Source organism: Candidatus Borrarchaeum sp., assembly GCF_019058535.1.
GTDB lineage: Archaea > Asgardarchaeota > Sifarchaeia > Borrarchaeales > Borrarchaeaceae > Borrarchaeum > Borrarchaeum weybense.
In genome coordinates, this window is sequence record NZ_JAHPYX010000188.1 from 13,507 (window position 1) to 38,525 (window position 25,019).

Annotated in this window: 25 protein-coding genes; 22 read left to right on the forward strand and 3 right to left on the reverse strand. The window is 39.5% G+C overall.

Annotated elements, in window-relative coordinates; translation table 11 throughout:
* Positions 1 to 5: 5 nt before the first annotated feature.
* Positions 6 to 1,241: a pyridoxamine 5'-phosphate oxidase family protein gene (locus tag QVB70_RS11130; protein WP_287586137.1), complete on the reverse strand. Its 1,236-nt coding sequence runs from the start codon at positions 1,239 to 1,241 to the stop codon at positions 6 to 8.
* A 324-nt stretch (positions 1,242 to 1,565) separates the two neighbouring features.
* Here QVB70_RS11130 and QVB70_RS11135 point away from each other — a divergent pair, with 324 nt between their 5' ends.
* From QVB70_RS11135 to QVB70_RS11215, 17 genes are all read left to right on the forward strand, one after another.
* Positions 1,566 to 2,012: a pyridoxamine 5'-phosphate oxidase family protein gene (locus QVB70_RS11135; protein ID WP_287586138.1), complete on the forward strand. Its 447-nt coding sequence runs from the start codon at positions 1,566 to 1,568 to the stop codon at positions 2,010 to 2,012.
* A 236-nt stretch (positions 2,013 to 2,248) separates the two neighbouring features.
* On the forward strand, positions 2,249 to 2,620 hold the full coding sequence (locus tag QVB70_RS11140) for an NADH-quinone oxidoreductase subunit A (RefSeq protein ID WP_287586140.1): 372 nt from the start codon (positions 2,249 to 2,251) through the stop codon (positions 2,618 to 2,620).
* Positions 2,621 to 3,136, forward strand: a complete 516-nt coding sequence (locus tag QVB70_RS11145; protein WP_287586142.1) for an NADH-quinone oxidoreductase subunit NuoB — start codon at positions 2,621 to 2,623, stop codon at positions 3,134 to 3,136.
* Positions 3,111 to 3,596 carry an NADH-quinone oxidoreductase subunit C gene (locus QVB70_RS11150; protein WP_287586145.1) on the forward strand — a complete coding sequence of 162 codons (486 nt, stop codon included), beginning with the start codon at positions 3,111 to 3,113 and terminating at the stop codon, positions 3,594 to 3,596. Before QVB70_RS11145 ends, QVB70_RS11150 begins: the two co-directional genes overlap by 26 nt.
* Before the next feature lie 9 nt (positions 3,597 to 3,605).
* On the forward strand, positions 3,606 to 4,682 hold the full coding sequence (locus tag QVB70_RS11155) for an NADH-quinone oxidoreductase subunit D (protein WP_287586148.1): 1,077 nt from the start codon (positions 3,606 to 3,608) through the stop codon (positions 4,680 to 4,682).
* 6 nt (positions 4,683 to 4,688) lie between these two features.
* Entirely contained in the window at positions 4,689 to 5,744 is a 1,056-nt protein-coding gene (nuoH, locus tag QVB70_RS11160) for an NADH-quinone oxidoreductase subunit NuoH (RefSeq protein ID WP_287586150.1), read from the forward strand.
* On the forward strand, positions 5,745 to 6,236 hold the full coding sequence (locus tag QVB70_RS11165) for an NADH-quinone oxidoreductase subunit I (RefSeq protein ID WP_287586153.1): 492 nt from the start codon (positions 5,745 to 5,747) through the stop codon (positions 6,234 to 6,236). It abuts the gene before it with no gap.
* A complete protein-coding gene (locus QVB70_RS11170) occupies positions 6,226 to 6,762 on the forward strand; it encodes an NADH-quinone oxidoreductase subunit J (RefSeq protein WP_287586155.1) in 537 nt (178 codons plus the stop codon). Before QVB70_RS11165 ends, QVB70_RS11170 begins: the two co-directional genes overlap by 11 nt.
* Positions 6,759 to 7,067 (forward strand): NADH-quinone oxidoreductase subunit NuoK, encoded by a 309-nt coding sequence (nuoK, locus tag QVB70_RS11175; protein WP_287586159.1) that lies wholly within the window; start codon positions 6,759 to 6,761, stop codon positions 7,065 to 7,067. The genes QVB70_RS11170 and nuoK overlap by 4 nt, the downstream gene beginning before the upstream one ends.
* A gap of 8 nt (positions 7,068 to 7,075) precedes the next feature.
* Positions 7,076 to 8,563 (forward strand): NADH-quinone oxidoreductase subunit M, encoded by a 1,488-nt coding sequence (locus QVB70_RS11180; RefSeq protein ID WP_287586161.1) that lies wholly within the window; start codon positions 7,076 to 7,078, stop codon positions 8,561 to 8,563.
* Positions 8,564 to 10,144 (forward strand): NADH-quinone oxidoreductase subunit M, encoded by a 1,581-nt coding sequence (locus QVB70_RS11185; RefSeq protein WP_287586162.1) that lies wholly within the window; start codon positions 8,564 to 8,566, stop codon positions 10,142 to 10,144. It begins immediately after the preceding gene.
* The gene (locus QVB70_RS11190; RefSeq protein WP_287586164.1) at positions 10,145 to 12,211 is read left to right on the forward strand and encodes an NADH-quinone oxidoreductase subunit L; all 2,067 of its coding nucleotides are present in this window, start codon (positions 10,145 to 10,147) and stop codon (positions 12,209 to 12,211) included.
* A 14-nt stretch (positions 12,212 to 12,225) separates the two neighbouring features.
* Positions 12,226 to 13,725, forward strand: a complete 1,500-nt coding sequence (locus tag QVB70_RS11195) for an NADH-quinone oxidoreductase subunit M (protein WP_287586167.1) — start codon at positions 12,226 to 12,228, stop codon at positions 13,723 to 13,725.
* A 24-nt stretch (positions 13,726 to 13,749) separates the two neighbouring features.
* Positions 13,750 to 15,321 carry a proton-conducting transporter membrane subunit gene (locus tag QVB70_RS11200; protein ID WP_287586169.1) on the forward strand — a complete coding sequence of 524 codons (1,572 nt, stop codon included), beginning with the start codon at positions 13,750 to 13,752 and terminating at the stop codon, positions 15,319 to 15,321.
* A gap of 453 nt (positions 15,322 to 15,774) precedes the next feature.
* Positions 15,775 to 17,844, forward strand: a complete 2,070-nt coding sequence (locus QVB70_RS11205) for a V-type ATP synthase subunit I (RefSeq protein WP_287586171.1) — start codon at positions 15,775 to 15,777, stop codon at positions 17,842 to 17,844.
* Between the two features lie 35 nt (positions 17,845 to 17,879).
* Positions 17,880 to 18,938, forward strand: a complete 1,059-nt coding sequence (locus QVB70_RS11210) for a V-type ATPase subunit (protein ID WP_287586174.1) — start codon at positions 17,880 to 17,882, stop codon at positions 18,936 to 18,938.
* Between the two features lie 59 nt (positions 18,939 to 18,997).
* On the forward strand, positions 18,998 to 19,345 hold the full coding sequence (locus QVB70_RS11215) for an ATP synthase subunit C (protein WP_287586177.1): 348 nt from the start codon (positions 18,998 to 19,000) through the stop codon (positions 19,343 to 19,345).
* A 167-nt stretch (positions 19,346 to 19,512) separates the two neighbouring features.
* On the opposite strand, the gene QVB70_RS11220 is transcribed toward QVB70_RS11215, so the two are convergent.
* The gene (locus tag QVB70_RS11220) at positions 19,513 to 19,749 is read right to left on the reverse strand and encodes a hypothetical protein (protein WP_287586179.1); all 237 of its coding nucleotides are present in this window, start codon (positions 19,747 to 19,749) and stop codon (positions 19,513 to 19,515) included.
* Between the two features lie 149 nt (positions 19,750 to 19,898).
* On the opposite strand from QVB70_RS11220, the gene QVB70_RS11225 reads away from it, so the two are divergent.
* From QVB70_RS11225 to QVB70_RS11245, 5 genes are all read left to right on the forward strand, one after another.
* Positions 19,899 to 21,086 carry a nickel-dependent hydrogenase large subunit gene (locus QVB70_RS11225; RefSeq protein ID WP_287586182.1) on the forward strand — a complete coding sequence of 396 codons (1,188 nt, stop codon included), beginning with the start codon at positions 19,899 to 19,901 and terminating at the stop codon, positions 21,084 to 21,086.
* 304 nt (positions 21,087 to 21,390) lie between these two features.
* A complete protein-coding gene (locus QVB70_RS11230) occupies positions 21,391 to 22,449 on the forward strand; it encodes an NADH-quinone oxidoreductase subunit H (protein WP_287586184.1) in 1,059 nt (352 codons plus the stop codon).
* A gap of 23 nt (positions 22,450 to 22,472) precedes the next feature.
* Complete coding sequence (locus tag QVB70_RS11235; RefSeq protein ID WP_287586187.1) at positions 22,473 to 22,829, forward strand: 4Fe-4S binding protein; 357 nt, start codon at positions 22,473 to 22,475, stop codon at positions 22,827 to 22,829.
* A 16-nt stretch (positions 22,830 to 22,845) separates the two neighbouring features.
* The gene (ndhC, locus tag QVB70_RS11240) at positions 22,846 to 23,199 is read left to right on the forward strand and encodes an NADH-quinone oxidoreductase subunit A (RefSeq protein WP_287586190.1); all 354 of its coding nucleotides are present in this window, start codon (positions 22,846 to 22,848) and stop codon (positions 23,197 to 23,199) included.
* 22 nt (positions 23,200 to 23,221) lie between these two features.
* Entirely contained in the window at positions 23,222 to 23,656 is a 435-nt protein-coding gene (locus QVB70_RS11245; RefSeq protein ID WP_287586192.1) for an NADH-quinone oxidoreductase subunit B family protein, read from the forward strand.
* A gap of 69 nt (positions 23,657 to 23,725) precedes the next feature.
* Here QVB70_RS11245 and larA read toward each other — a convergent pair.
* Positions 23,726 to 25,019 (reverse strand): nickel-dependent lactate racemase (gene larA / locus QVB70_RS11250; RefSeq protein WP_287586194.1); only part of this gene is annotated, 1,294 nt, incomplete at its 5' end.

Below are 25,019 nucleotides of genomic sequence, written 5' to 3' on the forward strand. Positions count from 1 at the left end.
GCCTCTTATAATGCTGCACTAATATCAATCATTTTAACTCCATGCCAGTAAACCATTCTATCGGGATCCACTCTAACTAATTTTCGACTGATGAATGGTTTTGTTTTCCATGCTAAAGGCACCTCTTTGTCTTTCTTCTTATACGCACTCATATAGCGCGGGTATTTTTTTGTAAAGAGATGTCTAGCTCTTAACATGCGAATGCCTTGAATCAATGTTTCAATAAAGTTGTAGACTTTTCCTCGTCCATGAATTAATAATGCTTGATTGTTATAACTCTCATTAGGATCTCTGTGGTCAACTAAAAATGCGATCTTTGTGTTTTTCTCCAAATCTTTAAGCTTTTGGGATTTTTTAGACGTAGCGAAATATAACGACCGACCATCAAATACGTAGATCACAGGTGTAACATGGGTGAACTTAAATGGCACGACAGTGCCAACATATGCAAAATCTGAATTTCTTAGGAGCTTAAGAACATGAGGAGGAAGTTTTGGAATAGCGTCCACAACTCCTATAGCTAGAGTGCCTAACATAATAACCAAAATAAAATAACCAATTGTAACGGAGAGGAGTAGCCTATCATCCTTGAATATTGGTAGAAGGAGAAGTGCCACTGTTCCGAATAATTGATTTGCTAAACTTACCTTTATGAAGGTCCTTATATTGACCATAGGCATGTATTCCAAAGGTCCCCTTAATTTTGCTGCGTTGTAAAGCTGTATACTCTTAAAAAAGGTTAGGCTTGATGTGTAAAGACCTAATCCGGCTCGATAAGCCGCATCCCACCAAAGAATGAATACAAAGATCAATAAAACTGGATTTAAATTACCATCTAGCCAACCACTAAACGAGTTTAATCCAAAATTAGGGGTTAAGAAATAGAATATTCCACCACCGAAGATAAGCAAGCCAATTGTAAGTATTATCTTAGAGTCAAACATCTGCTGTCGATATTTCTCAAAGGTTGTTTTCTCAATAGAGTTGATAGGAGGATGTAATTTTCTAAGGGCTGGACCGTAATAAATTGCAATAGCACTCCATAAAATTACAACAAAAATTACCAATAGACCGTAAAACAGCACCGTTGCTGATAAACGAAAAATGATGTTTATTATAGTGCCAACAATTGCCATGATTATTAATTGTGCCAGGACATCGAAGTGACGAGGCAACCATTTGAAGGGAGGAATCTTTTCAACAATTAATTCATAAGTCCATTTTCTCTCATTTCGAATCATGTTTTTGCCCCTGTGTTATTACTACACGCGCAAAATATGTTCTAGTGGAATAGGTCTAAAGTGTTCTCTTTATCTTGTAAATGACAAAGATATGTCTAAAAATAAAAAAATATGGGTAGGAACACCATTTCTCAGCATTAAAATAACTCATGCAACAATAATGCATTTTTTATAAAGATACAGAAATTTTCTTCCCTACTTTGATGGAATATTGGAATAAAGAATCATAAACAAATCTATCGAATATTTCAAGAGACCAAAAACAGTTAAAAATGTGGGAGTACTTACTTGCGCCCACTTTGCATGCAGATTGTGAGTGATTATATGTCAGAGATGCCAAAGGAAGAGATTTTGGATGTACTAAAATTAAATATGATAGGGCATCTAGCTCTTTCTGTCAAGAATATGCCATACGTAGTCCCAATATGCTATTCTTACATGAATGGGAAACTTTATTTTAACCTTAACGCTCCTGGGAAAAAAATTGATGCCTTAAAACAAAATCCAAAAATTTGTTTCGTTATAGATGAATGGGAAGAAGATGGCTCTTGGCGTTCAGTGATCGTCTATGGTACCGCTAGACTTTTTAAAGACCCAGAATTAAGCTGGAAGATATTAGAGAACTTCGTGGGTACACTTTCATTTGAGGCATTTATTGGCATGAAAGAGGAAGACATCTCTTTGGAAATCTTATCACAAATGGAGTTTTTAGTATGTGCAGTTGAAATTGAAGAGATAACTGGAAGGAGTTCTAAAACACTTTTAGAATAAGTTCTTGATATCTTCCAAATACGAAGCAATCTTACATTTTCTTTAGGGAAATAAATATCTCTATTTAAATTTCCGCGCACGATATACTTATTTCAGTCTCGTGCAATTTTTTTGCATAATTCACTCTTTTCTGCAAATGTTTATCGTTATCGCCCACAAATTATTTGACAAAAATAGATAAAGGCACTTAATCTGTTCTACAGCCACTCCCTGTAAAATTGCAAGTGTGTATAAAGATGGCGGTAGAAGAATTTATACCCATCCTTATTTTTCAAGTAATTGTAGCTTTGATGTTCATATTTGCCCTTATTATTTCTCGGATATTAAGTCCCCGAAACCCTGATCCGATGAAAACAGCTCCTTTTGAATGCGGAGAAGAGTTAATTGGGGGTGAGGAAGGGAGGGCACAATTTGTTATGCAATATTACCCCTATATCTTAATGTTTCTTATTTTCGATGTAACCTCAATGTTTTTGTTTGCATGGGCAGCTGCCTTTAGCGTTTTTACTCTTGAAGATCATCTGCCAGTTATTATATTCATTTTAGTGCTCTCCTTTCTACTTGGGTATGCCTTATACTATTCAGCTAAAAAAGAGAGTTGGAAATAGATGTCTGAAGTAGGAAATGCATTTGTAGGAATCTTACGCAGCGTAGCGGAAAAAGTAGTAAATGGACTAAAACCAATTCGGTATTTCGTCAACTGGTCACGCTTATACTCGCTTTGGCCAGTTCATCTGACTACCGCGTGTTGTTCTGTAGAATTTGGTGCGGCATCGTGTCCAAGATTTGATGTTGAACGAATGGGAATGCTTCCTATCGGGTCTCTAAGGCAATGCGACCTGCTTATAATAGAAGGAACTGTTACAAAAAAAATGGCTAAACGTGTAAAGAAGATCTATTCCCAGATGGCTAGTCCTCGTTATGTTATAGCGATGGGGGCATGTGCTATCAGTGGTGGATTATTCTACAATTCATATAACATAATCAAGAGTGTAGACGAAATTTTACCAGTAGACGTATATGTACCAGGCTGTCCGCCAAGACCTGAAGCATTAGCCGAAGGAGTTTTGATGTTACAAGATAAAATACGAAAGGGGCGTGTTAACATTACAAAGGGCGAATAATACGAAGATAGTTGACGAGCTTAAAAATAAATTTGGTGGAAAAATCGGCACATTGGAACTATTAAGACAGCAAAGGATTCTAATGACCGTCGAAAAAGAAAACGTAGTAGAAATCGCCCAGTTTTTGAAGGAAAGGTACGCCCTGAATTACGTCGTTTCCGTTTCGGGTATAGATTATCCAGAAGAAAATAAATTTGTAGTAGTGTACCATGTTTCTTCAATATCCGAAGATGGACATTTACCTCTACTGCTGATCCTTAAAATACCAGTTGACCGGCAAACGCCTCATACTCCTTCTCTAATTTCAATTTGGAAAAGTGCAGAGTGGCACGAGAGAGAAACATGGGAATTATTTGGTATCGAATTTGAGGGGCATCCAAAACTTGAACGGCTTCTTCTCTATGATGAGTGGCCTGAAAATCAATATCCCTTAAGGAAAGATTTTCTATTGGAGGAATAATGATCAAAAATGTCATCTCTTTACTTTAGCGTAGGACCGCAACATTCGGGAAGTGGACATCTCCGCATGAAAATTGAATTGCAAGGAGATATTATACTCAATGCAGAACCTGATCCAGGATTTGTTCACCGAAGCGCTGAAAAAATTGCGGAAACTAGAGAATATCTGCAAAATGTACCAATGATTGAAAGACAATGCTTGCCAGATGTTTCATCAGTTACTTTAGCTTACGCGATGACTATCGAAGAATTATTAGGTATAGAGATTCCACCTAGAGCACAATTTATTCGAATTATCATGTGTGAATTGTCGCGAATCATGAGTCATCTGTATTGGCTTTCAATTATGGGCATTTTTCTTGGACATTCGACTATGTTTATGTGGCCGTTTGGAGACCGTGATATATTCATAGATATCGCTGAAAAGATTACTGGCTCAAGAGTGAGTTATACATACATCATTCCTGGAGGCGTTCGAGATGACTTACCGGAGGGAATTGATGACCAAATAATGAAGACCTTAGATTACTTTCAAGGACGCCTGAAGGAATATGATGCAATTTTTCTTTCAAATCCGATCTTCGAGAGAAGAACTAAAGGTATTGGTGTACTTGGTCGGGCTGATGCAATTAATCTAGGAGTAACTGGCCCTACACTTCGAGGCTCTGGCATACGGGGAGATATACGAAAGGATATACCTTATTCATCATATAATCAATTAGATTTCGAGGTTCCCGTATTTACCGAAGGAGACTCTTACGCAAGATCTATAATCAGATTTAAAGAAATGGAAATTAGTTCCTCTATTATCAGGCAAGCGCTTGAACATTTACCAGATGGAGATTTCCGAGTTAAGGCAAGAAAAAAAGTTCCAGAAGGAGAAGCGTTTACACGAGTAGAAGCTGCCCGAGGCGAATTAGGCTGCTATATTCTCAGCGATGGAAGTGCCAAACCGTATCGCCTTAAAATGTCGACACCTTCTTTTCGAAATCTTCCAGGCTTTTCGTTAATGAAAGGTTCCATGTTAGCAGATATGCCAACTATTTACTGGAGTCTGGATTATTGGCCTCCAGATGCAGATAGGTAGGTTATAATGAATATCGTAAATAATATCGAGAATATCATAAATAGTATTCAAATTGCCGAACTTCGGCAATTACTTATGTTTATCTTCGGAGTGCTACAATCCGAATTATTTTTCAAAATTTTACTTTTCCCAGGGATTTTTACCATCCTCATAACCGTGAGCGAGCTTATTTGGTTGGAAAGAAAGTTTCTTGCAAAAATGCAGCTTCGAGTTGGTCCTCAATATGCAGGTCGCATCGCAGGCATTCTTCAGCCTATTGCAGACTTTGTGAAGTTGCTATTTAAAGAGACCATCATTCCCGAAAAAGCAGATAAAAAATTCTTCCAAATCGTGCCAATTATACTTGTGGTCCTAGCAGCAACCACGCTTACTGTTATCCCATTAAGCGAAACTGCTGTTATATCCAACTTAGATGTTTCTCTGTTATTTACCTTTGCGATTTTAGCGATGTTTCCCATTTTAACACTATTGGCAGGATGGGCATCAAACTCAAAATATCCATTTTTGGGAGGTATTCGCGCATTATTTCAACAGATATCTTATGAAGTACCTCTATGGTTTTCAACACTTGGAGTTGTGCTTTTAGCAGAATCACTTAACTTTGTCTCCATTGTAAAAGCTCAATCTACCTTTTGGTTTATCCTACTTCTGCCTCTAGGCGCGCTTGTATTTATAATTTCAATGATAGCAGAATTGGAAAGAATTCCCTTTGATTTACCAGAAGCGGAATCTGAGATTGTAATGGGGTGGATGACAGAGTATTCTGGAATGACTTTTGGACTTATAATGCTTTCCTTGTACACAAAAGTGTATTTTGCCTCAGCGATGTTTACCGCGTTGTTTTTAGGAGGCTGGATAGGTCCTTCTTTTATGTACCCTGCTTTTTGGTTTTTAACGAAAACTCTTATTGTTGCTTTAATCATTATAGCTCTAAGAGGAGTTTTACCTCGTGTAAGGTTGTCCGATTTATTGGAAATTGGATGGAGACGCCTTCTCATCCTTTCATTTGTGAGTATAATATGGGCTGTAGCCGTAAAATTGATTCTGTTGGGGGTACTTTAGATGGTAATAAAAGCGATTTATTCAGGATTTAAACATCTCTTTAAAAGCAGAATGACGGTGAAATATCCCGACCAGAAACTCAAAATGGCTGAGCGCTTTCTCGGAAGACATATTCTTGACATTCCAACTTGTATTCATTGCAGAGCATGTTTTAGAATATGCCCCACAAAAGCTATCACAATGGTTTTACTTGTCAAAAATGCACAACAAGAAGAAATTCCCGAAAAGGCAGGAAATGATGAAAAAACTCCTAAAAAGAAAAAGCGGGAGGAGGTATATCCCCAAATCTCCTATAAACGATGCATTTTTTGCGGTTTTTGTGTAGATGTATGTCCTCCAAATTGTTTAACTATGTCTCATAAATACGAATTGTCAGTTTATGATAAAGAAAACTTAGTTTATACACCTGAACAACTTTCTAAAAAGCCATCTGAAGAAGAAGGGCGATATGAAATAGTTTTTACCCGTAGGGGTGTGTCTCATGCAGATTAGTTATCTATTCACGACGGAATTCATTTTTATTGTCATTTCAATCGTGGTGATCATTAGCGCAATCATTGCATTAGAATCACATGAGATTATTTATGGCGCATTCTCATTAGGAGTGATGTTTTTAGGTCTAGCAGGGCTTTTCATCCTCTTAGATGCAACGTATTTAGCGATGTTTCAGATCTCAGTATATATAGGTGCTGTTGTTGTGCTAATTCTCTTTACAATTATGGTAGTACCAAGAGAGAGATGGATGTACCGTGCTTTCAAAATAACTCCAGAATTAATTGCGGGGGCTATTGCTTCACTCATGTTGATCGTCTCCATCTGTGTCTTGTATCTATTAACTCCTGCATGGGGTCTTACACCTTCTGAAGCACCCTTTGATTGGTCGGTCAGCCGAATTGCCCAGTCAATAGTAATTGAATATGGAATTGCGCTTCAGATTCTAGCATTAGTACTTTTTACTGGATTATTGGGAGCACTAACCTTAGCTAAAGTCGAAGATAAAGAAGAGGAAGCAAAATGATACCTTTAATTTATTATTTAATCGTTGCAATGATTTTGTTTGGAATTGGCATATATGGGCTTTCTGTTAAAAGGAATGCAATGCGACTCCTTTTTTCGATTGAAATGCTTATGAACAGCGCAAATTTAAATATTCTAGCATTTGCGAGGTATCTTTACGTTCCAGGGATCGAAGGACAACCTATTGTTCTCTTTTCAATAACAATCGCTGCAGTTGAAGCGGCTGTTGCTTTAGCGATCGTTAAAGTCATATCAAGGACAAGTAAAACTATTGACCTTCACGAATTGAAACAACTGAAAGGATAGGAGAGTATATGATTCCAAATTTACTGCTAGCATTATTAATTCCAGCTCTTATCTCTATAGGACTGTTATTTGCACTAAGAAATTGTTCAACCTATGTTGCTGCAACAATCTCAGGTGCGGCATTAATTCTTTCATTATTCATGTTGATGTTAGGTGTAACTGATGTTCTTAGTTATGGATCGCTTCTGGAAACATATAGATGGATTCCAAGCATTGCAGCAACTGAATTTGGCTTATACCTTGATGGTCTGAGTTTTCCAATTACAATAATTTCAGCATTCATCACTCTCTTACTAGCTATCTATAGTATTAAGTATATGGCAACACGAGATAATCAGGGAGGCTATTATGGAAATTTACTCTTACTTTATGTCGGTACACAGGGCGTCTTCTTAGCAACGAATTTATTTCAGCTGTATCTATTTTGGGAGCTTACACTTCTACCAGCGTACTTTTTGATGCTCTTTTGGTCAGAATCTAAGGAATTAAATGTAACCGTAAGAAACACAGCAATAAAGTTATTCATGTATACCCATATTGCGTCACTTTTCCTCTTAGCTGGAATTATTCTCCTTTTCTCTACTACAGGAACGCTCAATATGTTAACGCTTCGAACATTGCAACCTTCTTCAGCCATCTTGGATGTCGTCAGACTTGCGATGATATGTATGCTTATTGGTTTCTTCGTTAAGATTGGTATCATTCCTGGTCACAATTGGCTTCCTGATACGTATGTACATGCGCCTCTCCCTGTTACTGCAATGATTTCAGCGATAATGGCAAAAATTGGTGCCTACGGAATTGTTAGACTTGCAGCTCTTACACTTTCAGATGTTATTTTTTCATACTCATTAATCATTGCGATCATTGCTCTCATAAGCATGGTTTATGGTGCCATCATGGCACTTGCTCAAGAAGATATCAAGAGATTCTTAGCCTATTCGAGTATTAGTCAATCAGGATATATTGTACTTGGTGTAGCCAGTGTTAGCGCCATTGGTTTCACTGGCGCCGCATTCCATATAGTCAATCACGCAATTATAAAGGCACTATTATTTCTCTGCGCGGGTAGTTATATTCAACAAATTGGCTCAAACAATTTGAACAGTTTACGAGGAATTGCCAAGAAAATGCCCATAACAAGCGGATCGATCCTTATAGCATCATTAAGCTTGTCAGGAATACCTCCCTTTAACGGCTTTTATAGTGAAGTTCTAATTTTTGCAGGTGCATTCACCAATCTAAATATAATCATCGTCGCCGTACCCGCTGTCTTAAGCGTTGCCTTGACATTTGCATACTTTTTATGGCTTATTTATCGAATCTTTGTTTCAAAAGCGCAGATGCCAATAGAAGATATTCAAGAAGCCCCTCCCTCCCTCACTGTTCCGATGCTTCTGCTTACGATCTTAATTCTACTCATTGGTTTGTGGCCAAATAGTATTCTTATGTTTTTGAACAAATGGTCTGAATCTCTAACTTTAGGAGGAACATAAATGCTACCAGGGACACAATTACAGTTTCCATATATGCTTCTTGCATTGCTACTCCCACCATGTGCTGCTGTAGTCATATTATTAACATTAGCAACTGGTAAAAAACTTGGATTAAAAGGGGCAGGCGTTTTTTCGTCAATAGTGTTAGGTACATCCTCTCTGCTCCTCATAAGGGTACTCTTTCTAGCAATTGAAACTGGAGGTGCCGTTTATGAGCAATATTACTGGTTTTCGATTGGAAATATTACGATTGAATTTAGCCTTCTATCAGATTTTCTTAACTTACCACTTTCTTTAGCTATCATTCTTCTTACAACTGTATCTTCGGTATACTCAATAGAATATATCAGCCACAAACATGATTTTGAATTGTATTATTTCCTCTTACTTCTATTTGCTACTGGAATGTTAGGAGTCACCCTTGCAACTAATTTAATCCAATTCTATGTCTTTTTTGAAGGAATGAACATCCCAGCTTATTTCCTCGTTAGCGGATGGGGGACAAAAAAAGCGAAAACTATTGCCATGAAATATATTCTTTACGTTGTGTCAGGGGCATTATGTTTGTTAGCTGGAATTGTGTGGTGTTACAGTCTTACTAATTCATTTGGGATTTATGATATTCCAGCGAAATTGCCTATTTATCATCAAAACGTTAATTTAATTAGAACGATTGCTTTAATAATTTCTACGGGATTTGGAATAAAAATGGGAATGTTTCCGGTGCACTCATGGCTGCCTGACTTTCATGGAGAAGCACCAGTACCGATCCATGCATTACTCTCAGCGGTAATGATTAAGACCGGTGCATATGGATTGGTTAGAATAACATATTTCTTCTTCCCACAGGTTGTATTGGATGCATCCTTCATTCTTGCAGTACTTGCACTTATTACGATGTGGTGGGGCGCTGGGATGGCATTAGTCCAAGTAGATTTCAAAAGGGTTCTAGCGTACAGCTCTGTAAATCAAGTAGGATATATTTTGTTGGGCTTAAGTACTGGAACCACAGTAGGCATAGCTGGAGGACTATTTCATATGCTAACGCATGGATTAGCTAAAGGTGTTCTCCTCTACTGTGCTGGTAGCTTGGTGCATTCAGCTGGCACAAAATATATTCCTAAGTTGGGTGGGGTCGCACGAAAAATGCCAATTACTGCAACAGTTGCACTAATCGGTGCATTGGCAATTGCAGGAACGCCACCATTGGCTACGTTCCCTAGTGAATTTTTGATCTTTGCTGGGACTTTTCAAGCAGGATTCACAATTATTGCCGTACTTGGTGTATGTTCTACTGCCCTTACAGCGGGTTATTACCTTTGGACTATGAAGAGGATGTTCTTTGGTCCAGATTCTAAGGAATTAGATATTATGTATGACCGATATATAAAAGGGATTGAAATCCCTGATGAAGGGATTCCAAGAAAATTTGAGGACGTTCACGAGTCTCCAACCCTGATGATTGTTCCAATGCTAATAATTGCTATTTCAGTAGTAGTCCTTGGGATTTTTCCTTCATTTGTTCTGGAACTGATTTATCCAGTATCTGAAATATTATCTAACCTAATAGGAGGAGTCTAAATGCTTCCGTATGCACCATGGCTTTGTTGGGTAATTCCAATGATCGGCGCGGTTGCCACCCCTGGCTTTGCCAAAGTTAACGAAAAAGTACGAGACTATATGGCAGTCTTCTTTTCTTTAGTTGCTGCTGGGTTTGCAATATCTATGATTCCTGACATTCTAACAGGAACTATTGTAAATTATGATCCCCTCAAACTAAATACAACTGGAGCACCCGAATATGTCCCCTTTGATTGGATAGTACCTTGGCTTCCGTTTGCCAATCTCAATGCAGGAGTCCTGGTAGATCCTCTTTCCGTATTTGTGGCAAATGTTTCAGCATGCATAAGCGCTCTTATAATGATTTACAGTCTTGGCTATATGTCACATGACCCCGATCGTACACGCTATTGGTTCTTCATGCAGCTTTTCATTGGCGGAATGATACTTCTTGTAATGTCTGACAATTTCTTGCAAATGTTTCTTGGTTGGGAAGTTATCGGTACTTGTTCTTATGGATTAATTGGGTTTTGGCACAAGAAGGCAAATATGATTGATGAACCATACCCAATGCTAAGGAGATCCGAAGGAGATTACAATGCTCATTGCGGGATGAAAGCATTTGTTACTACACGTATAGGCGACGTGGCACTTCTCTCCGCAATTCTAATTATTTACATATATGCAGGTACTCTCAACTATCTGGAGCTCGTCGAACACTCTGGATGGATTGGAGAACTTTCAAGGGCGGGGTTACTCACAATCGTTGCAATTTTGCTCTTCTTTGGCCCCATCGGTAAATCGGCTCAATTCCCATTACATGTATGGTTACCAGAGGCAATGGCGGGTCCGACCACCGTTTCTGCATTGATCCATGCCGCCACACTGGTCAAAGCAGGTGTCTACCTTGTAGCACGGGTACTTCCAATGTTCCATCATGCCCTCTGGGTTGAAGGCTACACGGAAGTGACCACTTTCTTTGTCACCGTGGGGTGGATCGGCGGATTTACCGCCTTTCTAGCCGCAACTATGGCCTTAGTGGCACGTGAAATCAAGAAAGTGCTCGCCTATTCCACAATAAGTCAGATCGGTTACATGATGTTAGGTTTAGGGATGGGCGGGCTTGCGATTGAATCAGCGGTAGGCTATGTGGCCGGCACCTTCCATCTGATATCACATGCCCTGTTCAAAGCCCTGCTCTTTCTGTCAGCCGGCGCCATCCTGCACGCCACCGAAACCAAATATCTGGATGAGATGGGCGGACTGAAGGAGTACATGCCGATCACCCACAAAGTGATGTGGGTAGGCGCCTTGGCCCTTGCAGGTTTCCCAGGGTTTTCTGGGTTCTGGAGCAAGGACCTCATCTTCGTGGCGACCTTTAACAATGGAGAATACGCCCTGTTTGCCTTAGCAGCTATAACCGCCACCATGACCGCCTTCTACACCATCCGGATGATGGGCATGACCTTCTACTATCCGAAATCCGACTATATCTTAAAACGGGAACAGGAAGGGCAGCAGATCCATGAAGCACCAGCCGTCATGTGGGTGCCGCTGGCAATCTTGGCGGGTTTAACACTGATCGTCAGTGTCGCCGGGCTGTTTAACTTCGAAGGCTGGTTGCACGTCTGGTTCTCACCCATTTTAGAACCCGAACATATGGTAACACCAGGGGTACTCCCCATTCGCATCGTAGAAATCGATGTAGTGGTGTCCTCCATCTCATTGATAATGATCTTTCTGGGACTGATCCCCAGTTACTACATCTACATTAAACAGAAGTATTCTGCCACAGAGATGATTAGAAATTCAGGGGCGCTAGCGAGTGTACATTCTTTCCTGACCAATCGATGGTATATCAATGCTCTCTATTACAAAGTATTCGTCTACGGTGTAATCAGAGTATGCGGAGGAATTTATCGCTGGATCGACCAAGCAATTATCGACCGATTCAACTTCGGGATATTACGTGGAGGCATGGGTCTAAGTCAGGGAGTCCGGAAGGTCCAAACAGGAGTGTTTAGCATCAATATGATCTATATCGTAGGAGGACTGCTACTAATAGCGGTTCTGCTAATCTTTATTTAGGAGGAGACACAAAAATGCAAATACTACCAATACCTGGAAATCTTAATCTACTCTTAACCTTGCTAATCTTAGTTGTAGGATCCATTGTAACCCTCGCCGCCGGAAAAGCTGGCGGAAAAGCCGCAGCATGGTCGTGCTTTGTATTCGCACTCTTATCGAGTCTAATGTTTTTCGCTAATGTACTCCCAGTTGTTTTAAGCAATGGTTCTTATAGTGACGTATCCTTTGTGCTCGCTGGAGACCCATTTAATTTTGTGTTTCAACTTTATGCAGATGGGCTAAGTGCACCTATTGCGGCTATAATATTAGGACTTTCCACATTTACAGCACTATATAGTGTGGGTTATATGGAGAAAGAGTCTAATCTTGGAAGTTACTTTAGCCTTTATCTTCTTTACATGGCCGGGATGATAGGCGTCGTTCTTGCCACCAACTTGATTATATTCTATGTCTTCTGGGAATTAATGCTTATACCCAGCTGGATAATGATCGCGAAGTGGGGTGGCAAACATGGTGAAGGCGCCGTTGGAATAGGGTTCAAATACTTCATATTTACTCATCTTGGTGCAATGTGTCTCTTGTTCGCCATTGGTGCTACGTGGATATATACAGGCAGTTTTGATCTACTTAATATGACCTTAACGGGTATACCTCAACTTGCCATAAATATCATTGTAATACTTTATATGATAGGCTTCGGTGTAAAATTAGCACTCTTCCCTGTTCACACATGGTTACCCGACGCACATGCAGAAGCACCAACACCTATCAGTGTACTGCTAAGTGGGGTCATGATCGAGACAGGAGGCTATGCTATAGCAAGAATTTTGAACACCTATTTTGGAACCACTATCGCAACATATACTTTCGTGCTCTCTACCCTAGCTGTTGTTACTATTTACTGGGGCGGAATCATGGCTCTTGTGCAGAAAGATACAAAAAGATTATTCGCATACAGTTCTATTTCACAGATGGGCTATCTTTTCCTCGGTCTCGCATCGGCAACGTCACTCGGAATCGCTGGATCAATGTTTCATATCGTTAACCACGCCCTGTGCAAAGGGCTTCTCTTTATGGTCGCCGGTTGTCTGATGATAACAGTCGGACATACAACTGGAAGAAACATTGATGAACTAGGAGGACTTGGTGCGAAAATGCCAATTACTGCGACTATTACTTTGATTGCAGGACTTTCCATCGCAGGTACGCCTCCCTTGATTGGTTTCGCCGCTGAGTGGCTAATCTTTGCAGGTAGTTTCTCTGCTGGCAATTACTTACTGGCTACTCTGGGAGTCATTGGCAGTGCATTGACAGCGGGTTACATCTTATGGTTTGTCAAACGAGTGTTCTTTGGAGATATAAAACCAGGACTAGAGGACGTCAAAGAAGCCCCAGCCATTATGCTTGTTCCAATGGCTATCTTAGCTTTCTTTGCGGTAATTTTTGGAATCTTTCCAAATCTCGTACTACAATTCATCTTACCAGCAGTTGCTGGGTTAGGAGTAGGAGGATAAGTTTTATCAAAAGGAGGAATCAAAATGCATGCAATCTCCCTTTCATGGCCTCTAACAATTGAGCAACTCACAGCTTTAGATCCGCTGTATATCCCAATAATTGGTGCTTTACTAATATTGATTGTATCCCTTTTTGCTAAAGAATCGGATGCTGGAAAGTACGCCTATGGAGTAATAACTACCATATTTATCTTTCTCACGCTTGGTTCGTTGTTTATCTATATTCTACCTTTAGTTAATACCTATGGTACGATAGTCGTTTATTACTCTACATTTACGCCACCATTAGGCACTTGCTTAGAAATAGATATGCTTAGCTGGTTTATGATGCTAGTGTTTACTAGTTTAGCATTTCTTGTAGCTATCTACTCAATCAGCTATATGAAAGAGGATTCTGGTCTTGACAAATTCTATGCATTACTACTAACCATTCTTTTTGGCATGAATGGTATAGTCATGGCAGGTGACTTTTTCACGCTGTTTGTGTTCTGGGAGACAATGGCTATTTCTTCGTATGTACTAGTCGCCTTTCGTAAGGACAAATGGGAAGCTGTTGAAGCAGGTATGAAATACTTACTTATGAGCGCATTTGGATCCACTTTGGTCCTCTTTACAATGTCTTTATTGTATGGACTAACTGGCACTTTGAACCTTGCAGTAATGGCAAGTGCTCTTAGAACTGCATCACCAACACCTATGCTGTACATTATCATTTCACTACTGATCGTAGGGTTTGGTGTTAAAGCATCCATTGTCCCACTTCATACATGGTTACCAGACGCACATCCTGCTGCTCCAACTGGTATTTCTGCGCTGTTAAGTGGTGTCGTAATTAAAACCGGTATATATGCAATCCTACGACTCCTGTTACTTTTCTTTGAACCCACAATTTTCATAAATTATGGGGTTATTGTTGCTGTTTTTGCAGTTCTTACTATGACTGTAGGTAATCTAATGGCCCTGCTTCAGGATGATATAAAGCGACTGTTAGCCTACTCAAGTATAGTCAACATTGGATATATTTTAGTAGGGATGGCTGTGGGTATGCTTCCTGTTGGTACTGAAACACAGACTCTCGGTGTAACAGGCGCATTATTCCATGTATTAAATCACAGCATGATGAAAGGGCTTCTCTTTTTAGCTGCTGGTGTATACATTCATGCAGCAGGTACAAGAAGCCTGAGTGGAATGAGAGGAATCGGTCGCAAAATGAAAGTTACAACATTCTGTTTCGCTATAGGTATTCTTGCTATGATAGGAGTACCTCCGCTGAGTGGCTTCTATTCAAAATTCATTATAATCTGGGCCACGATCGTTGCAAACCAGCCAATCATTGCAGCACTTACTCTTCTGAATAGCGCGTTCTCTGTTGCATATTATCTCAGATTGCTTCATATCATTGTTTTCGCAACGCCTGAAGGTGAAATCCTAATGGCAAAAGAGAAAGCATCTTCCATGTTAGTGCCTCTCGTTCTTCTCACGATAGGAATCATCCTAATTGGCCTGTTTCCAGGATTGATCATAACATGGGCACAAGGAGCTGCTGGCGCGGCAATCTCTTCAGACAGTTATATTCAAGCGATTTTAGGTCTCTAGCATCGCTTTCCTTTTTACTTCTTTATTTCTTTTTTAAATTGCCTTAAATCCATGGCATAACCTTTTTGGTTCGCTTAAATCAATATTAATACAACAAAACTAGATGATACTTCTATTTAGATGTCATCACTAAAGGGAAAGGCTTGCATTATCATAAAAAACAGATCTAGAAAACCTAAAAATATTTATATGAGCTTTGATGATTCCTTCAGCGTTTTGAAATATTTGCTATCAATACTATTTTAGATTTTAAAATCAATTCCCAACGGTTGGAATAACAATGGTAACAATCTCCCCTAAGCTGTATAAGGTGATTTTAGACTTAGTAGGGGGAAGCAATACTTTTTTAAACACTGTATCTTTACTTCACTAGCTTACTGTAATTAACAAATTAGAATATTTCAAAATTCAAAATAACAAGAAAAAACAAAAAGGAAAATACGGTGAGAATCGATGTTTTTTCCGAGTAAGATGCATATTGCGAAAATAACTGTATCAAACAAGTATTCTCGAAATGTAACCAACGCACTGCAAGAGTTCTGCTGTATGGAGTTCGTTGATGTTGAGCATAAAGTTTATGCAGCAACGACAGAGGAAAGGGAACAAAAAGACAGAATCAACGACTATCTTAACAGACTTTCTAAGCTTATAATGATACTAGACCTCGATAGAGAGGAATTTCCTAAGAAGAAGGTAGAGATTGATGTATCTTCACTTGAGAATGTTTTTGAATTCACTAAAAATGTTCTTGAGAAAACTGAGTCTACAACATTATCTCGCTTTGAGAAATTAGATAAACTGGTAAAGATTATTGGTCTCGCAGAACATCTTGGTGGAATTTCACCAACTGAACTTTCTCAGGAAGGTGATTACTTCAGTACCCTTATTGGAACTGTTGAAAACGAAGATGCACCAGAAATTGAATGGAAAATACTTGAAGTTACTGAAAACATTTGCTTCATTGATTCATATCAGTTAGATGAATATGAAAGCGTTGTAGTAATTTATACGATGAATAAGCATTCAGATGCTATTAAACGAATTCTTCGCGTTTATGGATTTAGGGAACTAAATCTTAGCGATATCATTGCTGCTGGCAGTGAATTATCATTGCAATCTCTTGATCCAGAAGTACTCAAGAGAGAAAAAGAAGAATGCGAGAAACAATTGACTGAAATCAATGAACAATATGGATTGCAATTATTGGCTGCTGAAGAACAATTAACAGTAGAAAAAAACGGACTTGATGTCTCCACATTATTTATACGAACACCTTATGGCACTACTGTGATGTTTGGATGGCTATCCAAATCGCAACGTAAGAAAGTTGAAAAAATAGTCTCTGAGCACACAAACAACACTAGTGAATTTGAATTTCAAGAATCTAAATTGAAGAAAGAAGAAACTCCGACAAATCTTGAACATAAAAAATTCTTTGGACCTCTTATGAGTCTAGTGACTGGTTATGGTACACCGCTTCATCATGAACTGGATCCAACTTTGTTTATGTTCATAACTTTTCCATTGATTTTTGGTCTCATGTTTGCAGACGTCGGTCACGGGGCTGTATTAGCGTTTTTAAGCGCCTTAGCATTAGTTGCAAAACGAAGAAGGATCTCAGTAAACGAGTTCGTAGATTATTTCATCAAAGGTTCTGAACTGATGTTATTGTGTGGCATCTCGTCAGTATTCTTTGGTTTCGTATTTGGATCAGTGTTTGGAGACCACTTTGGTAGTGTATATCATCCTGCACATCCAGCAACTCCATTAGGACATATTCTTCAGGAAATCAATCCTGTATTCTGGTTCAGTCCAATGGAAGGGTCCGGAACGGTAAATTTGCTTGCCTTTCAACTTGCTCCCTTAATGACACTTTTGGTACTATCATTTGTTGTTGGCGCGCTTCAGATTACGCTAGGCTTGGTCATCCGCTTTATATTAGCTTTAAAAAGAGGACATCTCATTGAAGCCATCACAGTTCCTTTAATGTTAATATGGCTTTATTGGGGTGCATTATGGATAGTCTATAATGCGATGCCAAGAAACGCAGAAGGTTATATCACAAGATTCTCGATTAATATCAATGCTCTAATGGGAAATCCAACGCAGTTAGGAATACTTGCAATAGTACCACTAACAATTATGATGCTTGGTCTTCTAATGATGCATGGTGGCGAAGGCGCAATGGAAGGACTAGAATACGCTTTAGCACTCCTGTCAAATACCATCAGTTATGGGCGTATACTTGCTCTCAATGCAGTACATGCAGTACTCTCAGTTTTAATCTTAGAACCCTTTATCGACATTGGGCTTTCTGTCGGTGTGTCGAGTCTGTGGATAGTTGGCATTCTACTAAACACAATTTTGGTCGGGTTACTTGAAGGACTTCTTGCTTTTGTCCATACTCTCCGTCTACACTGGGTAGAATGGTTTTCAAAGTTCTATAGCGGAACTGGAAAAAGCTTTGTGCCAACTACAATTGAAAGACAATTCACAACGCCAATCTCTAGAACTATTGCTTAGCAAATTATTTGAAAATAAACATGGTGAACATAAACATGCCAAGCTGGGTGTATCTCTATCTTAATCCGAGGATCAGAGCATTACTCTCATATATGCTTCCAAAAGAGACAGCATACCGTATTCTAGACTCCACTTCCCTAGCTGAAGTCCAGAATATATTTCTTTCCACTTATTACGGTAAATACTTTGAGGGATTAGACTTTACCCCAGATACTATCGAGTTAGCTTTACGAAGACATTTCATTGAACTTTATTCCAGTATCAGCAGAGCCATTAAGGGAGAGGAGGCCAAATTTTTTTATGCCTTTTTGAAAAAATATGACGCGAGTAATTTAAAATGTGTTATGAGAGGACTTCATGCAAAACTCCCCTTAGAGGACATCTTGAGAAATATAGTGCCTGTAGGGAAACTTGGCACTGCCTATTATTTGAATATGGTTGAAACTGGTGCTGTAAAAGAAGCAATAGCAAGAATTTCTGATATTGGACTTCGTGAGGCTTTGGAAGCTGCGTTTCCTCGATATGAAACTTCGAACGAAATATTTATTCTGGAATCTACGATTGATCGGAATGTCTATACGAACCTATGGAAAATCACTAATAATTGGAAGGCTGGGAAAACATTTGGGGCACGTGAGAAGTTCCTACTTAAAGGCTTAATAGGAGAAGACGTTGACTTTAACAATATAATTATTGCTTTACGTGCTATTTCTTTAGGATTGAACCCAGAAGACTTTTATCTTCCTGTGGCCTACAGAATAAACGAAGAACTTAAAAGTGCCGCAAATGCAACAAGCATGGAGGATGCTCTTCAGATTTTCTCCCATTCCCCTTATTACGGGGCTCTCCTTGAAGAAACCCGTGAAAAAGGCATAGTTCCAAATATTCTCATGGATTTAGAAGCGCATCTTCAGCAAGCGCACTTGCGAAAATGCAAACTGAAACTTTCGGATTATCCTTTTCAGATAAGCATTATCTATAGTTTTCTTACACTCAAATTTTTTGAGTTACATGATTTGAAAACTCTTCTAACTGGAAAATTAGAAGAGATTGATCCACTCAAGATCCAAAAACTGCTAATATATTATCATTAAAGGCGCATTCAAAACCAAGCGCCTACCATTTAAATGAAAAATTGGAGGTTGAAGGAAAAATGAATAGACTTAGAGCATTACAATTGACATTGTTCGGACTCGCTGCACTGATTGTAGTCCTAACACTTGTAACAGTTACACAAGCTGTTGTCCCAATGCAAGAGGCTACCACAGGTCTTACCGGCGGTACTCCAAAAGAAGTTGGATACGCGATTGGCGCTGGTCTAGCAATAGGTGTTGCTGGTTGTGGCGCAGGTATAGGCATGGGTATTGTCAGTGCTTCCGCTATTGGTGCTATCGTTGAAAAACCAGAAGTATTCGGTCGTACTATGATTTTCGTTGTGTTCATCGAGGCTATCGCAATCTACGGTCTGGTTATTGCTATAATGTTGATTGGTAACATCTAAAGTGGATCTCAAGACGACGATTGAATAATCTCAGTTTCTTCGAAGTTCGTCTAGTGATTCACATCCCCTATCCCCATTTTTAAAAAAAATCTTTTTTTGCCTGAACTGAAGACAACAAAAATGTGCGCAAATCATCCCTAGCTCTTATTTAAAATGAGAATGTTCGCTCATTTTTTTTTCTTTTTATCTGAAGGATTCCAACGTATTGCTTCAATTGCAGTCCAAATTAAACCTAGCATTCCACCAGCAAGTGCACCTAATCCTGCAGACATAGGTCCATAGTCTCGTCCGATATAATATCCAACGATGACTCCCAGAATCACCATCACAGGTAGACCACTAGCAATCATAAGTCCTCTAGCAAAGTCTCTGCCAGCGTCTTTTTCATCACGATCCCTTGACATAAGCCATTCCCTTATAACGAGAAAATCAGTTTGGTTCTAAGAGTTATATCTTCGTGTAGAAATAGAAAGTATTAAAAGATTTACTTTTTCTTATGGATAACAATTGTGTTTTTCATCTCTTGATTTAAGGTAATTTTGGAGGAATTTATGTGACAGAAAAAGATTCAACCGAAGGCGAGCGCTTCCATATTCCCGTCGGTCCGCAGCATCCTGCATTGAAAGAACCCGAGCATTTCCTGTTTGAAGTTGACGGGGAAAGGGTCATCGATGTCAAACCGAGGATTGGTTATATTCATAGGGGCATTGAGAAACTAGGAGAGTCTAGGAATTATACCCAAAACATCTATCTCGCTGAGCGTATCTGCGGGATCTGTAGTCATTCTCATACGACCGCCTACTGCATTGCAGTGGAAACATTGCTTGGTTTAGAGATCCCAGATAGAGGTAATTGGATCAGGACGTACGTGTTTGAGCTTGAGAGAATCCACAGCCACTTGCTTTGGGTCGGTGTTGCTGCTCATGAAATCGGTTTCGATACACTGTTCTACTATACTTGGAGAGATCGCGAACATGTCATGGATATGCTAGAACAAATCAGTGGCAATAGAGTCAACTATGCGATCAACACTATCGGTGGCGTTCGTAGGGATATGACACCAGAAATTAAAGAAAGAGCTTATAAAGGCCTAGACGCTATGGAAGAGCGACTGAAATACTACACAGACGTTGTATTGAAGGAAAAAACGATTGCCGCTAGAGTAGCAGGTGTTGGAAAGATTACAAAAGAACAAGCGATTGAATTGTGTGCAGTGGGTCCTAACGCACGATGTTGTGGGGTACCCATTGATGTAAGAAAAGACGATCCACATGCAGCTTACCCCGAAATACCGTTCAAAGTAATTACTTATGATGGTGGAGATACACTTGGGCAGGTAATAGTGCGTGTCTTAGAAGTTTTCGAATCTATAAAGATGTGCCGATACATGCTCGACAATATGCCTAGCGGTGAAATCCGTACAAAAGCCAAGAGAAAGGTACCTCCAGGTGAAACAGTGATTCGAGTTGAGGCCCCAAGAGGCGAAGATATCCATTATCTCAAGTCAAATGGAACGGACAAACCCGAACGTTGGAAAGTTAGAGCCCCAACATTAGGAAACATCCCCTCTGTATGTGAAAGGTTAAAAGGTGGATACGTTGCAGATATTCCAATTGTCTTGGCGGGCATAGATCCTTGTTTCTCATGCACTGATCGTGTCGTACTCGTTGATAAAAATAGTAAACGCAGAATTAACACTACACTCACTGAATTACGATTAAATCCGTCTCAAGTCATCTAGAAATTTACACAATTCATTATTTTTTATTTTTTTGATATTTTTCCATTATGACTAAAATTTTTAATTTTGGTAGATCACTCACAAAATATGCCACTGACATGACACGGTTTTAGATTTAATTATAATGATCGTTCATTATAATTCTTTTCCGGAACATCAATTACACAAATTTTAGAGCAAAAGATGGAAACTTTTAATAAGTCGAACATTGTAATGCGCTCTTATTGTCAAAACAATTTAGTATTATAGTTCGTATTCAACGACATTTTTTAAGTGATGAATCTAAGCCTCAGGAGGTATAACTGTGGTAACGATCGTAGAAATCATCATAAGTTTAGTGCAAATCTTCATTTTTCCTGGCTTGTTCTTCTTGGGATCGCTCAGTCTGACATATGCATGGATTGACAGGAAATTCTTCGCAAAATTACAAAACCGCATTGGACCGTTGTATACAGGTTGGAGAGGTATACTTCAACCCCTCGCAGATTTCATTAAACTCTTGGCAAAAGAGGATATTGTTCCAGAAGGCGTTGATAGAAAGATGTTTACTGCGACGCCGATCCTTGCGTTGGCAGTAATAATTACTTCGCTCTTCTTCTTACCAATCTATCAATTCAGTGGTATAGCTAGTTTTACTGGTGACCTTATCTTTGTTCTCTTTCTTATGACAGCATTTGTAATAATCAAGCTTCTGGCAGGATGGTTCTCAACAAATCGCTTCAGTCTAGTAGGAACAGAACGATCAGCAATTCAGTTATTAGGGTATGAAATACCTATTCTTGTTGCCGCTATTACACCCGCAATATTGGCACAATCACTCACAATCTCAGAAATCGTAGCTGTTCAATCAGCTGGGTACGTTGCCGGTGACTTTCTTCTAGGATTTACACATTGGGCTATATTTGGACCTGCAGCCATAGCTTTTGGAATTTTTATTGCATGTTCAATCGCTGAGTTAGAAAAGGTGCCTTTTGATATCCCAGAAGCCGAGACCGAGATTGTGGCAGGCTGGTATACAGAGTTCTCTGGAAAAAAGTACGGAATGTTCGTCTTCAGCGTACAGTTAGAGGTGGTATTTCTCGCAGGCCTAGCTGCGGCGTTATTCCTTGGCGGACCTAGCGGCCCGATTCCAGCAGCAGGATCCCTAGGAGTTATTACTCCATGGATTGTGGGATTGCTTCAAACGATATACTTTATAATCAAAACGGTGGTATTTGTACTGGTGATTGCATTCATTAGAGCTATATTCGCAAGAGTGAGAATCGACCAGATGGTGAACATCAGTTGGCGCATTTTCTTGCCACTTGCGTTGCTCTCTGCGCTCCTAGTTTTATTGATCGGGCCACTTTATCTGTGGTTCTAAAGTTAAAGGATGGTGAATAAAGAATGGCAATGGCTGGAGAAGTTCTTCGTCATGTTACAAAAAAGGCATGTACAATCTTATACCCTTTTGAAAAGGATCAAGTGTTTATGCCAAAAGGCTTTCGAGGCAAACAAAAGTTTGACATTGAAAAATGCACTGGTTGCGGTCTTTGTGCACGTGACTGCCCTAGTGGAGCAATTACAATGGTCGAATGTAGTAAAGAAGTAACAAAGACTGGTAAACGTCCTATCTTTGACTTAGCACTCTGTCTCTTTTGTGCACAATGTGAAGAATCGTGTAAGTTCGATGCAGTCGTAATGACTGAAGAATACGAGCTTGCAGGTTTTGAAAAAAGCAATTTGATAATTGATATATGTTAGATAAGGTGATGTTGCATTGCAGAATATATTGTTTTCAGTTCCTGTGTTATTTATAATATCGCTCATCATAGTCTTTATCATTGTCGCTTTTTCGCGGTCAATAGCACCAGCAGCTCGCGATAGCGTTGACAGAAACAAACCATATGCGTGCGGAGAAGACTTGCCCTGTGAACAGGGACAATTTTTTGTACACATATTTGAATATGCAGTATTCTTCCTCATTTTTGACATTGTAGCATTTATACTAGCGACTGCCGCTTTCAATGTAGGTCTCATCGCTGGCAATTTAGCGGCAGTTCTTCCAGTAGCCTACATTCTCATAATAGCGTTTACTATCATGGTACTCTTCCCGGGGAAGATAAGGGCATAGAAAACAGTGGAGGCAAAAACAAATGGTATTAAAGAAGATTGTAAAATGGGCTCGCGTAAGATCACCGTGGATTCTTCATTTAAACACCGGTGGATGCAATGGTTGTGACATAGAAGTATTAGCTGTTCTTATTCCGAAGTGGGATGTTGAAAGATTCGGCGTTTTACTGCAAGGCAGTCCGAGACATGCTGATGTAATCGTTTTTACAGGTCCCATCACAAATCAAACACGAGATCGAATGAAAAGAATCTACGAACAGACACCCGATCCAAAATTCGTCGTAGCAGTAGGTGCATGTGCATTATCCGGTGGCGTATTTGAAGAGGGTTACAATGTCCTTGGCGGCGCTGATAAAGCAATGCCCGTTTCAGCATACATTCCTGGATGCCCACCAAAGCCCGAGGCTATACTCGACGGTATTGTAAAATTAGTGACGGCCTTAGAACAGAGCGAATAATTTTTTCTTAATACATTCCTTCTTTTTTTGTTTAAGAGATTTGAGGGAAAAAGAGGAGATCATATAATTCTAAAAGACTTTTGCTACAATATCAGCACTTGACTCGATGATTCCTACTTTTGCATCTTTTCCTTGTTGCTTAAATGCAAGTTCTAGTGCCTCGTCAAGAGTTTTTGCATGACCAAATCCCAATGTTTCGATATCCGCTTCTGGAACACCATCTGTTACAAGAATTATCTGTGCTCGTTCTTTGTATGTACTCCACATGGCTGCAAGAGATGGCGCAATAATGTCTTCACTATCATCAAACTCGCCATCCTCTACCCGTGCAAGTATACATACGGGATCTTCGCAAACCAACTCAAGCATAGTGTCACGATGAACTTTTGATACTCCTGAGCGCCATGGGGCAGTGACAATAGCAGTTCCTCCCTTTTTTGCCGCAAAAGTGGCGCCGTACATTCCTTTAGTTCCTTGCCATAAGTCATAATCTGCAGGATGTGCACTTGCAATAACAATATCAGCTTTCTCCGGAATTTTTCCAAAGAACACCTTCTTTACGGCATCAATACCTGCTCGATGAGCCTTTACCGCATCTCCTGCAAAAACACCTACTATTTCAGTTTCATGGTTAAGCACAGAATTTATGATGAAATTTAGGCCTACTTTTTTAGCCATACTGTCCATTTCGGCACGAATAGGATTTTCAGCCTCGCCATAGACAGAACCATGGTGAACATCATGTTGTACGGCTAACGTATGGGTTGCAGCAGTAGAGTCGTCTCCCATAACGCCAGGTTGTATGATTTTCGATCCTGCCCCAAAACCAGGAATGAAGTGGGGTATGATATTACCAAGTCCTATTTTAACATCTGAATTCATTACAATCTTGTTTATACTGATGGGAGTACCGCTGGGTGTTTTTCCTAAATCAACTAAATCTTCTTCTGCAACCGAGTGATCTACTATATTGAATGTCTCAAAGAGGTCTTTTCCGTATTTTTGAAGCATTTTTTTCTTATGTGGTTCATGAGATCCCAACGCATTGATTACTGTCACGTCTTCACCATTTACTCCAAGTTTCTTGAATTCTTCATGGAGAACGAGAAGAAATTCTCGATCAGGGCATTCCATCCGCGTGTAATCGTTAGCTAATATTGTGATCTTTTTGCCCTTTTTCACAATATTGTCTAATCGAGGTGCCCCAATTGGGTTGTATATAGCTCTCTTAATTTCCGCAATTCCATCATTGACGCCTGGAACTTCATTAGGTGTCAAATGGAATATGATATTTTTCTTTGGTACTTCTACTGTTACCGTTTCGTTGGAACCAAATGGAAGCGTTATATATTCAGACATTTTA

What these genes read in the sequence shown, in the direction of transcription:
- QVB70_RS11130 (WP_287586137.1), bottom strand. Translation starts at nt 1,241, where the DNA reads ATGATTCGAAATGAGAGAAAATGGACTTATGAATTAATTGTTGAAAAG.
- QVB70_RS11135 (WP_287586138.1), top strand. Translation starts at nt 1,566, where the DNA reads ATGTCAGAGATGCCAAAGGAAGAGATTTTGGATGTACTAAAATTAAAT.
- QVB70_RS11140 (WP_287586140.1), top strand. Translation starts at nt 2,249, where the DNA reads ATGGCGGTAGAAGAATTTATACCCATCCTTATTTTTCAAGTAATTGTA.
- QVB70_RS11145 (WP_287586142.1), top strand. Translation starts at nt 2,621, where the DNA reads ATGTCTGAAGTAGGAAATGCATTTGTAGGAATCTTACGCAGCGTAGCG.
- QVB70_RS11155 (WP_287586148.1), top strand. Translation starts at nt 3,606, where the DNA reads ATGTCATCTCTTTACTTTAGCGTAGGACCGCAACATTCGGGAAGTGGA.
- nuoH (WP_287586150.1), top strand. Translation starts at nt 4,689, where the DNA reads ATGAATATCGTAAATAATATCGAGAATATCATAAATAGTATTCAAATT.
- QVB70_RS11165 (WP_287586153.1), top strand. Translation starts at nt 5,745, where the DNA reads ATGGTAATAAAAGCGATTTATTCAGGATTTAAACATCTCTTTAAAAGC.
- QVB70_RS11170 (WP_287586155.1), top strand. Translation starts at nt 6,226, where the DNA reads ATGCAGATTAGTTATCTATTCACGACGGAATTCATTTTTATTGTCATT.
- nuoK (WP_287586159.1), top strand. Translation starts at nt 6,759, where the DNA reads ATGATACCTTTAATTTATTATTTAATCGTTGCAATGATTTTGTTTGGA.
- QVB70_RS11180 (WP_287586161.1), top strand. Translation starts at nt 7,076, where the DNA reads ATGATTCCAAATTTACTGCTAGCATTATTAATTCCAGCTCTTATCTCT.
- QVB70_RS11185 (WP_287586162.1), top strand. Translation starts at nt 8,564, where the DNA reads ATGCTACCAGGGACACAATTACAGTTTCCATATATGCTTCTTGCATTG.
- QVB70_RS11190 (WP_287586164.1), top strand. Translation starts at nt 10,145, where the DNA reads ATGCTTCCGTATGCACCATGGCTTTGTTGGGTAATTCCAATGATCGGC.
- QVB70_RS11195 (WP_287586167.1), top strand. Translation starts at nt 12,226, where the DNA reads ATGCAAATACTACCAATACCTGGAAATCTTAATCTACTCTTAACCTTG.
- QVB70_RS11200 (WP_287586169.1), top strand. Translation starts at nt 13,750, where the DNA reads ATGCATGCAATCTCCCTTTCATGGCCTCTAACAATTGAGCAACTCACA.
- QVB70_RS11205 (WP_287586171.1), top strand. Translation starts at nt 15,775, where the DNA reads ATGTTTTTTCCGAGTAAGATGCATATTGCGAAAATAACTGTATCAAAC.
- QVB70_RS11210 (WP_287586174.1), top strand. Translation starts at nt 17,880, where the DNA reads ATGCCAAGCTGGGTGTATCTCTATCTTAATCCGAGGATCAGAGCATTA.
- QVB70_RS11215 (WP_287586177.1), top strand. Translation starts at nt 18,998, where the DNA reads ATGAATAGACTTAGAGCATTACAATTGACATTGTTCGGACTCGCTGCA.
- QVB70_RS11220 (WP_287586179.1), bottom strand. Translation starts at nt 19,749, where the DNA reads ATGTCAAGGGATCGTGATGAAAAAGACGCTGGCAGAGACTTTGCTAGA.
- QVB70_RS11235 (WP_287586187.1), top strand. Translation starts at nt 22,473, where the DNA reads ATGGCAATGGCTGGAGAAGTTCTTCGTCATGTTACAAAAAAGGCATGT.
- QVB70_RS11245 (WP_287586192.1), top strand. Translation starts at nt 23,222, where the DNA reads ATGGTATTAAAGAAGATTGTAAAATGGGCTCGCGTAAGATCACCGTGG.